The following is a 12,370-nucleotide window of genomic DNA, read 5'->3' as shown; positions in this document are numbered from 1 at the left end:
CTCCGCCGAATCGGCGGGAAGAGCTGAATAGAGGAGGCCGGCGATGGATATCGACCTCAGCATGCTCCGCATGGTGGAGCGCGAGAAAGAGATCCCGTTCGACGAACTGGTGCAGATCATCGAGCAGGCGATCCTGATGGCCTACCTCAAGCACAGCAATCCGAATCAGCACGGGCACGCCAATCCGAACGGCGCGCGCGCCGAGCTCGACCGGAAGAGCGGGCACGTCGCGATCTTCGTGCCCGAGCTCGACGAGGAGGGCAACGTCCTGGGCGAGGCCGAGGACACCCCCGACGACTTTGGCCGCATCGCGGCCTACGCGGCCAAGCAGGTCATCAGCCAGCGGCTGCGCGACATCGCCGACGACGCCGTGCTCGGCGAGTTCCGGGGCCGCGAGGGCGACATCGTCGCCGGCGTCATCCAGCAGGGCCCGAACCCCAAGATGGTGCACATCGACCTCGGCACCGTCGAGGCGATCCTGCCGCCCGAGGAGCAGGTGCCCGGCGAGGAGTACCCGCACGGTCAGCGCATCCGCGTCTACGTGACGAGTGTCGCGAAGGGTGCGAAGGGTCCCTCGATCACGGTGTCCCGCACGCACCCGGCGCTCGTGCGCAAGCTGTTCGCCCTCGAGGTGCCCGAGATCGCCTCGGGCGTGGTCGAGATCGTCTCGCTCGCCCGCGAGGCGGGGCACCGCACGAAGATCGCGGTCCGCGCCACCCAGCCCGGCGTGAACGCGAAGGGGGCCGCGATCGGCGAGCTCGGCCAGCGCGTGCGCGCGGTCACCGCGGAGCTCGGCAACGAGAAGATCGACATCGTCGACTTCTCCGACGACCTCGCGACCTTCGTCGCCTCGGCCCTGTCACCCGCGAAGGTGACCCGGGCGTACGTGGTCGACGAGTCGCTGCGCGCGGTGCGCGCGCTCGTGCCCGACTACCAGCTCTCCCTCGCCATCGGCAAGGAGGGGCAGAACGCGCGCCTCGCGGCGAAGCTCACGGGCGCGAAGATCGACATCCAGCCGGACACGGCAGAGTAGGGAACCGCGTCGGTGGCTCCGTCGCGCCCCGGCGCGACGGAGGATGCGGCCCGGGGGTGTAACATGGAACCCGTCAGAACGTGCATCGCTTGCCGTGCGCGTGCCCCGCGATCCTCACTTCTGAGGGTCGTTCTCCAAGATTCCCACCTCGTCGCAGATGCGGCAGCGGTGCGTCCTGGGCGGGGTGCGTGGCTGCATCCGACGCGCGAGTGCTTCCTGCTCGCTGACCGGCGCCGTGCCTTCGGGCGCGCGCTCCGGTTCACGGGCTCGCTGGACACCAGCGACGTACAGAACAGGCTGAACGGCTAATGGACCACTGATGAGCGGCTCGAAATGAGACCCGTCCACTAATCGGTCTGCCCCTGTCCGGGCGCAGACCCGGAACAGGAGAGTTGTGGCTGCCAAACCACGCGTACACGAGATCGCCAGCGAGCTCGGGGTCGACACCAAGATCGCCCTCGAGAAGCTGAAGGAACTGGGCGAATACGTCAAGGGCCCGTCCTCGTCGATCGAACCCCCCGTCGCCCGCAAGCTCAAGGCCGCCCTCGAGGCCGCCGGAGCCGCCGGCACCGCGGCGCCCGCCGCGGCACCGAAGCCGGCGGCGGCGAAGCCCGGCCCCAAGCCGGGTCCGAAGCCCGCCGCGGCCCCCGCGCCGGCCCCCGCCCCCGCGGGCGAGGCCCCGCTGACGGTCGCCGAGCGCCAGGCGCAGGCCGAGAAGGCCGCCGCCGAGAAGGCTGCTGCCGAGAAGGCCGCCGCCGAGCAGGGCGGCGCCCCGCAGGCGCCCGCCGCCGAGCAGCCCGCCGGCGACGCCGTCAAGCCCGGTGGCGCACCGAAGCCCGGCGCCCCGCGACCGGCCGGCCCGAAGCCCGCCTCCTCGCGTCCGGGCAACAACCCCTTCTCGAGCTCGCAGGGCATGGGCCAGCGCCCCGCGCAGCCCCGCCCGGGCAACAACCCGTTCTCGAGCTCGCAGGGCATGGGCCAGCGCCCGAGCCCCGGCAACATCCCGCGCCCGCAGGCGCCGCGTCCCGGTTCGCCGCGCCCCGGCGCCCCGCGTCCCGGCGGCCCCGGTCGTCCGGGCGGCGCAGGTCGTCCCGGCGGTGGCGGCGGCTTCCGCCCCGGCGGCGCTCCCGGCGGCGCAGGCCGTCCGGGCGGTCCCGGTGCAGGTGCCGGCGGCTTCCAGCGCCCCGGCGGCGGCTTCGGCGGCCCGCGTCCCGCGGGTGGCGGCGGCCGTGGCCGTGGCCCCGGCGGCGGCACGGCCGGCGCGTTCGGCCGCGGTGGCGGCAAGAGCAAGGCGCGCAAGTCGAAGCGGACGAAGCGGGCAGAATTCGAGATGCGGGAGGCTCCGTCGCTTGGCGGCGTGAGCGTGCCCCGCGGCGACGGATCGACCCCGATCCGTCTGCGCCGCGGCGCCTCCATCTCGGACTTCGCCGACAAGATCGACGCGAACCCCGGTTCGCTCGTGACCGTGCTGTTCCACCTCGGCGAGATGGCGACGGCGACCGAGTCGCTCGACGAGGCCACCTTCCAGGTGCTCGGCGAGGAGCTCGGCTACAAGATCCAGATCGTCTCGCCCGAGGACGAGGACCGCGAGCTCCTCGAGGGCTTCGACATCGACCTCGACCAGGAGCTCGAGGACGAGACCGACGAAGACCTGGCCCAGCGGCCCCCGGTCGTCACCGTCATGGGTCACGTCGACCACGGTAAGACCCGACTGCTCGACGCCATCCGCAACGCGAACGTCGTGGCGGGCGAGGCCGGCGGAATCACCCAGCACATCGGTGCCTACCAGGTGCACACCCAGCACGAGGGCATCGACCGCGCGATCACCTTCATCGACACCCCGGGTCACGAGGCGTTCACCGCCATGCGCGCCCGTGGTGCGCAGGTCACCGACATCGCGATCCTCGTGGTCGCGGCCGACGACGGCATCATGCCGCAGACGGTCGAGGCGCTGAACCACGCGCAGTCGGCGAACGTGCCGATCGTGGTCGCGGTGAACAAGATCGACAAGCCCGAGGCGAACCCCGCCAAGGTGCGCCAGCAGCTCACCGAGTTCGGCCTCGTGGCCGAGGAGTACGGCGGCGACGTCATGTTCGTCGACGTCTCGGCTCGCGAGGGCATCGGCATCCAGGACCTGCTCGACGCGGTCCTGCTCACGGCCGACGCCGGGCTCGACCTGCGTGCGAACCCGAACAAGGACGCCCGCGGTGTCGCGATCGAGGCGAAGCTCGACAAGGGCCGTGGCGCCGTGGCGACCGTGCTCATCCAGTCGGGCACGCTCAAGGTCGGCGACGCGATCGTCGCGGGCACGGCCTACGGCCGCGTCCGGGCGATGAGCGACGAGAACGGCGAGCCGGTCGAGGCCGCGCTGCCGTCGCGTCCGGTCCAGGTGCAGGGTCTGTCCTCGGTGCCCCGCGCCGGCGACACCTTCCTCGTGACCGAGGACGACCGAACGGCGCGCCAGATCGCCGAGAAGCGCGAGGCCGCCCAGCGGAACGCGCAGCTCGCGAAGGCCCGCAAGCGCATCTCGCTCGAGGACTTCACCCGGGCCCTCGAGGAGGGCAAGGTCGAGGCGCTCAACCTCATCATCAAGGGCGACGTCTCGGGTGCCGTGGAGGCGCTCGAGGAGTCCCTGATGAAGATCGAGGTCGACGACTCGGTCCAGCTCCGCATCCTGCACCGCGGCGTCGGTGCGATCACGGAGTCGGACATCGACCTGGCCACCATCGACAACGCGATCGTGATCGGCTTCAACGTGCGGCCCGACGTGAAGGCGCGCGAGCGCGCCGCCCGCGAGGGCGTCGACGTGCGCTTCTACTCGGTCATCTACAACGCGATCGACGACATCGAGAACTCGCTCAAGGGCATGCTCAAGCCCGAGTACGAAGAGGTCCAGTCGGGTGTCGCCGAGATCCGCGAGGTGTTCCGCTCCTCGAAGTTCGGCAACATCGCCGGTGTCATCGTCCGTTCGGGCACGATCACCCGCAACGCGAAGGCGCGCGTCATCCGCGACGGCGTCGTCCTCGCGGACGGGCTCGCCATCGAGTCGCTGCGCCGGTTCAAGGACGACGTCACCGAGGTCCGCACGGACTTCGAGTGCGGTATCGGCCTCGGCAAGTACAACGACATCCAGGTCGGCGACGAGATCGAGACCGTGGAGCTGCGCGAGAAGCCTCGCGTCTGATCGAAACGGCCGGGGCGGTTCGCCGCCCCGGCCTTTCGTTCGAAAGGAGACCCTGCATCATGGCTGATCCCCAGCGCGCCAGGAAGATGGCGGACCGGATCCGCGAGATCGTCGCCCGTCGGCTCGAGAAGGGGCTGCGCGACCCGCGCCTCGGCTTCGTGACGATCACCGACGTCCGCGTGACGGGCGACCTGCAGCACGCCAGCATCTTCTACACGGTGTACGGCAGCGAGGAGGAGCGTCGCGATTCGGCGCTCGCCCTCAAGGCGGCGACCGGGATGCTGCGCACCGAGGTCGGTCGCAACATCACCGCTCGGCTCACGCCGTCGCTCGAGTTCATCGCCGACGCGATCCCCGAGAACGCCGAGCACATCGAGGAGCTGCTCCGCGAGGCCCGCGAGCGCGACGCGGAGACCACGGCGCTCGCCTCGGGCGCGAGCTTCGCGGGCGAGGCGGACCCCTACGTGAAGCCCCGCGTGGACGAGGACGACGAGGACGAGGCGCCCGCCGCCGCTCGCGACTGAGCCGCATCCGAGTAACCTTCCGGTCCCGCATCGCTGAACGCCCGGCGCCGCCGGGCGTTCGGCGTCTCCGCCCGCGCGCGGGCGTCAGGCGTCAGGCAACGAGTAGCCCTCCGCGCCGACGACCGCGAGGCCGTCGGCGACGAGCGTGCCGAGCGCGCGCTCGAGCTGCGCGGCATCGCTCCAGCGGGCGTCGAGCAGCGCCCGGTCGACGGGCGCGTGCGCGGCGCGCAGCTCCGCGAGCACGATGCCGCGCACCTGGCGGTCGGAGCCCTCGTAGCGAGCCTGCCTCCGCTTCGGCGCGCCGTCGTCGGGGCGCCCCGCGGCGAGCCAGGCGCAGCGCGAGCGCACGGGGCAGCCGTCGCAGTCCGGCGTGCGCGCCGTGCACACGGTCGCCCCGAGCTCCATCGCGCCGGCGTTGAAGCGGCGTGCCGCGTCGCGCTCGACGGGCAGCTGCGCCGACATGGCGGCGAGGTCGCGCGCCGTCGAGGGCGCGCCGGCGTGGGCGCGGCCGTCGATCGCACGGGCGAGCACCCGGCGGGTGTTCGTGTCCACGACGGGATGGCGCTCACCGAAGGCGAAGGCGGCGACCGCCCGTGCCGTGTACGGGCCGATGCCCTTGAGGGCGAGCAGCTCGTCGAGGCCGGACGGCACCTCGCCGCCGTGGCGCTCCACGATCTCCGTCGCGGCCTCGTGCAGCCAGAGCGCACGCCTGGGATAGCCGAGCCGGTCCCAGGCCCGCACGGCCTCGGCCGGGGGAGCCGAGGCGAGGGCGGCGGGCGTCGGCCAGCGCTCCATCCACGCGGTCCAGCGGGGGAGCACGCGCGAGACCTGCGTCTGCTGCAGCATGAACTCGCTCACGAGCACCGCCCAGGGCGATACCTCGGCGGCGCGCCAGGGCAGGGGCCGCGCGGCGTCGGCGAACCAGTCGTCGACGAGCTCGGCGAAGCTCGGCTCGGTGGGGTGTGGCATCCTCTCGAGCCTAGGCCGTGCCGAGGCGGGCCGCGGCGGTTAGGCTCGCAGTATGCGACTCGTGACGACCCCGCGAGTGACGTTCCTGCGGGACCTCGCCGACCTCGTGCAACTGCGCACCGCCCGGGGCCGGGTGGTGGTCGCGGTCGACGGTCCGCTGCGCTCGGGCAAGACCGCGTTCGCCGACGACCTCGGCGCGGTGCTCGAGGAGCGCGGTGCGACGGTGTTCCGGGCGCGCATGGAGGGCTTCCACCGCTCGCGCGAGGCGCAGGCGGCGTTCGGTCCCGACACGGCCGAACGGTACGTGGACTACGGCTTCGACGAGTCGGCGCTGCGCCGGGTGCTCGTCGAGCCGTTCCGGCTCGCGGGCTCGACGGGGTTCGTCACGCGGGTGCGCGACGTCGGACGGGATGCCTGGGTGGAGCCGAAGTGGCTCACGGGGCCCGAGGACGCGCTGCTCCTCCTCGACGGCCGCTTCCTGCTGCGCGACCGGCTCCGCCCGCTCTGGGACTTCTCGATCGCGATCGCCGGCGATCCGGTCGACCCCGCCGACGCGATCGCCTATGCGAGGTGCGACCCGCGCCGGGTCGCGGACGTGGTCGTCGACCTCGCGGACCCGGCGAGGCCCCGAGCGGTCTGAGCTGCGCACGGCCTGGGCCGGGTGCGGGCGGCCGCCCGCACCCGGTCGGGCTCAGCGCTTGCGCGCCTTGATGATGCCCTCGTCGGCCTTCTCGCGCTTCTGCGCTCGCTTCTCCTTCAGCGAGAGCTGAGGCTGCTTCTTCGACGTGCTTGCCTTGGGTGACTTTCCGGCCATGATGAGCTCGCTTCCCTTCGTCAGCTGGCGGGCTTCCGGACACCATAGTCCATTTCCGGTGCGAGGGTGGCTCGGGGTGGTCAGCTCCGCTCTCGGCGCCGGGAATTGCCGTTCACCAGGGAATCTGGGATGATAGTCAGTTCAATCGGAATCTTTGCAGGGAGGGCAGTCGTGATGGTTCACCGCACCGCGGACGCGCTGCTGCGCGACCGCGTCGTCACCCGCGACCGCCCCGCCCGACCGCCAGGCAGCTGAGCCGAACACCCAGACGCTCAACGCCACCCGGTCGACGACCGGGTGGCGTTCTCCGTCTCCGCCGTCCACCGCCGTCCGACCGCAGAAAGGACCACGACCATGGCCACCACCACCACCACCACCACCGACCGTCTCGCCAGCCTCGATGCCGAGCAGCTGCACCGGATCGTCGTCGCGCACGAGGCCGCCAAGCGCGCCCGCTTCAGCGCGGAGTACCTGCGCGCCCGGGTCACGATCGCCGGAGCCCCCGAGTTCGCGCAGGCCTCCGCCGAGTTCACCGAGGAGATCATGGAGCTCATGGACCGGGTGGGCTACACCGGCGGCCGGAACACCGCGCTCGCGACCATCCGCTGGGCGCTCCTCGCCGACCGCTTCCGGGACTCGCTGAGCGAGGAGGAGCACCGTGCCCTCACCGCCTCGTTCGACGCGGCGGCGGTCCCGGCCGCCTGAGCCTGGCCGGGCGACGCCGAGCCCGCGCTCAGGCGGGGATGGCCGCGAGCAGCTCGCCCTCGTCGAGCGGCGCGCCGGCGCGCTCGACGCGGTGCACGAGCTCGACGAGCGCCGCGTTCACCGGTGCGGCGAGCCCGGCCGCCGCCGCCTCGCGCACGACCGCGCCGTTCAGGTAGTCGACCTCGGTCGGCTGCCCGCGGCGGAGGCTCTGCTGGGTGGAGCCGAGATTCGGCACCCGACCCATGCGCACGCCCATCAGCCATGGCAGGGCCTGGCCGAGCACGACGGGGAGCGCGGCGAAGCACCGCAGCCGTCGGTCGCCGAGGCCTTGCAGCGCGCCGAACCGCACCCCGCGGGCGACGCCCACCCGCACGGTCTCGCGCATCGAGCGGGCGACGACCCGGCGGGTCGGGCCGTGCCGGAGGACATCCTGCACGGGGCGGCCGAGGATCGCGGGCACCGCGTTCACCATGTTGACGACGAGCTTCGACCACTGCGCGCCGCGGAAGTTGCCGATCGCCGTGACCGGAACGGCGTCGCTGAGCAGGGCCGCGATGCGCCGGCTCTCGGCGTCCGCCGGCCCCTCGCCACGGCCGAGGTAGCTCGTGGCCGTGGTCGTCACGCGCACGACGCCCGGCTCCGTGTAGTTCGCGGCGATGATCGACAGCACGCCGAAGCACGGTGTGCCGGGCAGCAGGCGCTCGGCCGTGGCGACGCCGTCGAGGCCGTTCTGCACGACGACGGTCGGCAGGCCCTCGATCAGCTGCGCGTTCGCGGTGATCGCGGCCTCGGCGTCCTGCGCCTTCGTGCAGACGAGCACGAGCTCCGGGCGGCGGGTGAGCCGGGGGTTCGCCGCGACCTCGACGGCGGCCTCGCCGTAGCCGCCGGACAGGCGGATGCCGCCGGCGCGGATGGCCTCGAGCCCGGCGCCGCGCGCGGTCACCTCGACCTCGTGGCCCGCGCGGGCGAGGAGCGCGGCGAAGGTGCCGCCCAGGGCGCCGGCGCCGATGATCCCGATCCGCATCCCTCCAGCGTAGGGGCGGCGCCCCGGCCCGCGGGCGACTGTTAGCCTGGTCGGCGTGAACAGCGGCATCCTTCTCGTCGACAAGCCGCAGGGGATCACCAGCCACGACGTCGTCGCGCGCGTCCGCCGCCTCGCCGGCACCCGTCGGGTGGGCCACGCCGGCACGCTCGACCCGATGGCGACCGGACTCCTCCTGCTCGGCGTCGGCGGCTCCACCCGGCTGCTGCACTACCTCGTCGGGCTCGACAAGCAGTACCTCGCGACCATCCGTCTCGGCTGGGGCACCACGAGCGACGACGCCGAGGGCGAGCCCCACCCGGCGGCCGAGCCGAGCCGCGTCGCGGCCGTCACCGACGCGGCGATCGCCGCCGGGATGACGGCGCTCTCCGGCGAGATCGAGCAGGTCCCGAGCTCCGTGAGCGCCGTGAAGGTCGACGGGCGACGCGCCTACGACCGCGTCCGCGCGGGCGAGCAGGTCGAGCTCGCGCCCCGCCGCGTCACCGTCTCGGCGTTCGAGCTCCTGGAGATTCGGCGCGCGGACGACCACCTCGACCTCGATGTGCGCGTCGACTGCAGCTCGGGCACGTACATCCGCGCGCTCGCCCGCGACCTGGGCGCCGGCCTCGGCGTCGGCGGGCACTTGACGGCGCTCCGCCGCACCAGGATCGGCAGCTTCCCGGTCGAGCAGGCCGCACCGCTCGAGGGGCTGGACGTCGCCGCGCGCATCCTGAGCCCCGCCGATGCGGCGAGCCGCGCGCTGCCGGTCGTCGCGATCGACGCGCAGCAGGCGATCGACCTCGGGCACGGCAAGCGCATCCCCGCGGACGACGCCCCGACGAAGCAGCCGCTCGCCGCGATCGGGCCCGCCGACCGGCTCGTCGCCATCGTCGAGCGCCGCGGCGAGGAGCTCCGCGTCGTCACCGGCTTCCCGAACGAGGAGACGACCCCATGATCGAGTGGTACACCTGGGTGCAGCTCGGCGTCGCCGTCGCGGCGGGCCTGCTCTGCCTCATCCTGGGCCTCGCCGGGCGCCAGCCCAGCGACCTCACCATCGGCGCGCTCGCCCTCGTCGAGCTGCTGCTCGTCGCGCAGCTCGTCGTCGCGCTCCTGGCGCCCGCATTCGGCAACGCCCCGAGCGGCAGCGTGCTCGAGTTCTACACCTACCTCGTGAGCGCCCTCCTGCTGCCGCCGGCGGCCGCGCTGTGGGCGCTGCTGGAGCGCAACCGCTGGTCGACGGTGGTGCTCGGCGTCGCCGCCTTCGCCGTGGGCGTCATGGTGTACCGGATGCTGCAGATCTGGACCGTTCAGGGGCTCTGACCCCGCGCGCCGCAACGACCGGCGCGTCTGAGAGAATCGAAGCGACATGAACAGCGCACCCCAGAGCCCGGACGCGCCCGCCGCGCGTCGGCGGATGAGCGGCATCGGCCGCGTCCTCGTCGCCGTCTACGGCGTGCTCGCCCTCGCGGCCCTCGGCCGCTCCTTCGTGCAGATCGTGCAGAAGTTCGACGAGGCGCCGCTCGCGTACGCCCTCTCGGCGCTCGCCGCGGTCGTCTACGTCATCGCCACGGTCGCCCTCGTCCGCTCGGGACGCGGCTGGTACCGCGTCGCCTGGGCGACGATCGTGTTCGAGTTCACCGGCGTCATCGTCGTCGGCACGCTGAGCGTCGTGCTCCCCGGCCTCTTCCCGCACGACACGGTGTGGTCCTGGTACGGCCGCGGCTACCTGTTCATCCCGCTCGTGCTGCCGGTGCTCGGCATGTGGTGGCTCGCGAAGCACCGCCCCGACGCCACCGCCCCGGCCGAATCGCCCCTCGCCGCCGCCGAACGGCCGGCCTCGTGAGGGTCTTCGACGACCTCGCCGGCGTGCCGGCGGGGTTCGGCCCCGCCGCGGTCACGATCGGCAAGTTCGACGGCGTGCACGTCGGCCACCGCGCGGTCATCGGCCGGCTGCGCGAGATCGCGGCCGAACGGCAGCTCTCCGCGGTCGCGGTCACCTTCGACCGCAACCCGCTCGCACTGCTCGCACCCGACAAGTGCCCGGACTCGCTCGTGAGCACGAGGCAGAAGCTCGAGCTGCTCGCGACCACGGGGCTCGACGCGACCCTGCTGCTGCACTTCGACCGGATGCTGGCCTCGGTGCCCGCCGAGGAGTTCGTCGAGCGCATCCTCGTCGGCGCGCTCGGCGCGAAGGCGCTCCTCGTCGGTGACGACTTCCGCTTCGGCGCCAGGGGCGCGGGCGACGTCGCGCTGCTCGAGCGCCTCGGCGAACGCCACGGGTTCACGGTCGAGGTGCTGGGCGACATCCGGCCCGACGGCGAACGCCGGGTCTCCTCGACCTGGGTGCGCGAGCTGCTCGACGAGGGCGACGTCGCCCGTGCCGCGGAGCTGCTCGGCGGCCACCGGCCGACGGTGAGCGGCGTCGTGGTGCACGGTGCCGCGCGTGGGCGCGAGCTCGGCTTCCCGACGGCGAACCTCTCGCCGGAGTCGGAGGGGCTCATCCCCGGCGACGGGGTGTACGCGGGCTGGCTGACCGACGCCGGCGTGCGGTATCCGGCGGCGATCTCGGTCGGCGACAACCCGACGTTCGAGGGCGTGCCGAAGAAGCAGGTCGAGGCGTACGTGCTCGACCGCGAGCTCGACCTGTACGACCACCTCGTCGACGTCGAGTTCGTCGAGCGGATCCGCGGCATGGTGGCGTTCACGACCATCCCCGACCTGATCGCGACGATCCAGGACGACGTCGACCGCATCCGCACCATCCTGCTGGGCTGAGCGTGGCCCCCGCGGGTCCGGCCTCGCCCAGAGCCCCGTGGCGCGGCCGGCTGCTCGCGCTCCTCGGCATCGTGCTCGTCGCGTTCAACCTGCGCACGGCCGTCGCCGCGCTCTCGCCGGTGCTCGGCCGGGTCGGCGAGGACATCGCGCTGAGCCCGGCGTTCGTCGGCTTCCTCGGCATGCTGCCGCCGCTCTGCTATGCGGCGTTCGGCATCCTGACGCCGTCCGTGGCCCGCCGGTTCGGGCTCGAGCGCACGCTCGTCGTCTCGCTCCTGCTGCTGGCGTGCGGCTCGGCGTGGCGCGGGCTCGCCGCGGACGCCGCGCAGCTCGTCGTGGCGAGCGTCGTGACGTTCGCGGCGATGGGGGTCGGCAATGTGCTCCTGCCGCCGCTCGTGAAGCGCTACTTCCCGGAACGGATCGGGCTCCTGACGACGGTCTACGTCACGGCGATGTCGGTGAGCACGCTCGTGCCGCCGCTGCTCGCCGAACCGGTGGCGGAGGCGGCCGGCTGGCGGGTGTCGGTGGGGGAATGGGCGGTCGTGGCGGCCGTCGCGATCGTGCCGTGGGCGATGCTCCTCGCGCGGCCGGCGAGCCAGGCCACGGGCGACTCCGAGGAACCGGCGGCGGGGCTGCTCGCGCTCGCCGCGCGCTCGCCGCTCGGCTGGGCGCTGCTCCTCGTCTTCGCGGCGGCCGGCTTCAACGCGTACTCGGCGTTCGCGTGGCTGCCCGAGATCCTCCACGACCTCTCGGGGTCCGCTCCGGCGGAGGCGGGCGCCCTGCTCTCGCTGTACGCGGCGATGGGGATCCCGGCGGGGCTCTTCGTGCCGGTGCTCGCGGTGCGGTTCGGCTGGGTGCGGCCGCTCGTCTGGTTCGCAGTGCTGGCGTTCGTGATCGGGTACCTGGGCCTCCTCCTCGCCCCCGGGCACGTCACCTGGCTCTGGGTCGCGCTCGTCGGCTGCGGTCCGATGCTGTTCCCGCTCTCGCTCGTGCTCATCAACCTCCGCACGCGGAGCCACGACGGGGCGGTCGCGCTGAGCGGCTTCGTGCAGTCGGCGGGCTATCTCGTGGTCGCCGCGGGCCCGCTCGCGGTCGGCCTGCTGCACGAGGCGAGCGGGGGCTGGACGTGGCCGCTGCTGCTGCTGCTCACCTCGGCGCTGCCGGCCGCGGTCGCGGGCGCCGTCGTGGCGCGATCACGGTTCCTGGAGGACGAGCGGCGCTGAGCGCCGGATCGCTCGGGCGCCTCGCGCGCGGATGCCTCCTCTCGGTGCTCGCGCGCGTGCACCGTGGGATCGCGCTGCTCATCTGAGCAGAATCGCCTGCGAGTGTTGCTGGGCGCGGATCCGGT

14 protein-coding genes are annotated in these 12,370 nt (G+C 73.2%); 11 read left to right on the top strand and 3 right to left on the bottom strand.

All coding sequences use genetic code 11. The annotated features are described in order from the left end of the window. Positions 1-43 precede the first annotated feature (43 nt). The 4 genes from nusA to rbfA all read left to right on the top strand — a co-directional run bounded on the left by nusA (position 44) and on the right by rbfA (position 4,741). Entirely contained in the window at positions 44-1,033 is a 990-nt protein-coding gene (gene nusA, locus QSJ60_RS13655) for a transcription termination factor NusA (RefSeq protein ID WP_285463940.1), read from the top strand. 63 nt (positions 1,034-1,096) lie between these two features. Beyond that, on the top strand, positions 1,097-1,342 hold the full coding sequence (locus tag QSJ60_RS13650; protein WP_189086126.1) for a YlxR family protein: 246 nt from the start codon (positions 1,097-1,099) through the stop codon (positions 1,340-1,342). An 85-nt stretch (positions 1,343-1,427) separates the two neighbouring features. Next, entirely contained in the window at positions 1,428-4,217 is a 2,790-nt protein-coding gene (gene infB / locus QSJ60_RS13645) for a translation initiation factor IF-2 (RefSeq protein WP_285463939.1), read from the top strand. Between the two features lie 59 nt (positions 4,218-4,276). Further along, positions 4,277-4,741 carry a 30S ribosome-binding factor RbfA gene (gene rbfA, locus QSJ60_RS13640; protein WP_189086124.1) on the top strand — a complete coding sequence of 155 codons (465 nt, stop codon included), beginning with the start codon at positions 4,277-4,279 and terminating at the stop codon, positions 4,739-4,741. Between the two features lie 84 nt (positions 4,742-4,825). On the opposite strand, the gene QSJ60_RS13635 is transcribed toward rbfA, so the two are convergent. Beyond that, positions 4,826-5,710, bottom strand: a complete 885-nt coding sequence (locus tag QSJ60_RS13635; RefSeq protein ID WP_285463938.1) for an iron-sulfur binding domain-containing protein — start codon at positions 5,708-5,710, stop codon at positions 4,826-4,828. Positions 5,711-5,762: 52 nt separating this feature from the next. Here QSJ60_RS13635 and QSJ60_RS13630 point away from each other — a divergent pair, with 52 nt between their 5' ends. Then, entirely contained in the window at positions 5,763-6,350 is a 588-nt protein-coding gene (locus QSJ60_RS13630) for a nucleoside/nucleotide kinase family protein (protein WP_230766382.1), read from the top strand. 51 nt (positions 6,351-6,401) lie between these two features. Here the strand turns inward: QSJ60_RS13630 and QSJ60_RS13625 are convergent, their stop codons facing one another. After that, a complete protein-coding gene (locus QSJ60_RS13625; protein WP_268243570.1) occupies positions 6,402-6,524 on the bottom strand; it encodes a hypothetical protein in 123 nt (40 codons plus the stop codon). A gap of 354 nt (positions 6,525-6,878) precedes the next feature. Between QSJ60_RS13625 and QSJ60_RS13620 the strand changes: the two genes are divergently transcribed. After that, positions 6,879-7,229: a hypothetical protein gene (locus QSJ60_RS13620; protein WP_285463937.1), complete on the top strand. Its 351-nt coding sequence runs from the start codon at positions 6,879-6,881 to the stop codon at positions 7,227-7,229. Between the two features lie 28 nt (positions 7,230-7,257). On the opposite strand, the gene QSJ60_RS13615 is transcribed toward QSJ60_RS13620, so the two are convergent. Further along, complete coding sequence (locus tag QSJ60_RS13615; protein ID WP_285463936.1) at positions 7,258-8,253, bottom strand: ketopantoate reductase family protein; 996 nt, start codon at positions 8,251-8,253, stop codon at positions 7,258-7,260. Between the two features lie 55 nt (positions 8,254-8,308). Here QSJ60_RS13615 and truB point away from each other — a divergent pair, with 55 nt between their 5' ends. The 5 genes from truB to QSJ60_RS13590 are packed head-to-tail and all read left to right on the top strand — an operon-like array spanning position 8,309 to position 12,245. Continuing rightward, positions 8,309-9,205, top strand: coding sequence for a tRNA pseudouridine(55) synthase TruB (truB, locus tag QSJ60_RS13610; protein WP_285463935.1), 897 nt, complete (start codon positions 8,309-8,311; stop codon positions 9,203-9,205). Then, on the top strand, positions 9,202-9,570 hold the full coding sequence (locus QSJ60_RS13605) for a hypothetical protein (RefSeq protein ID WP_285463934.1): 369 nt from the start codon (positions 9,202-9,204) through the stop codon (positions 9,568-9,570). The genes truB and QSJ60_RS13605 overlap by 4 nt, the downstream gene beginning before the upstream one ends. Positions 9,571-9,616: 46 nt before the next feature. Next, a complete protein-coding gene (locus tag QSJ60_RS13600) occupies positions 9,617-10,093 on the top strand; it encodes a hypothetical protein (protein WP_285463933.1) in 477 nt (158 codons plus the stop codon). Beyond that, a complete protein-coding gene (locus QSJ60_RS13595) occupies positions 10,090-11,025 on the top strand; it encodes a bifunctional riboflavin kinase/FAD synthetase (protein WP_285463932.1) in 936 nt (311 codons plus the stop codon). Before QSJ60_RS13600 ends, QSJ60_RS13595 begins: the two co-directional genes overlap by 4 nt. 2 nt (positions 11,026-11,027) lie before the next feature. Next, entirely contained in the window at positions 11,028-12,245 is a 1,218-nt protein-coding gene (locus QSJ60_RS13590; protein WP_285463931.1) for an MFS transporter, read from the top strand. Positions 12,246-12,370 lie beyond the last annotated feature (125 nt).

The organism is Agromyces sp. NBRC 114283, assembly GCF_030268405.1.
GTDB classification, from domain to species: domain Bacteria; phylum Actinomycetota; class Actinomycetes; order Actinomycetales; family Microbacteriaceae; genus Agromyces; species Agromyces mediolanus.
Note: the sequence above shows the minus strand (reverse complement) of the source record. Positions and strands in the feature narration are given on the sequence as shown.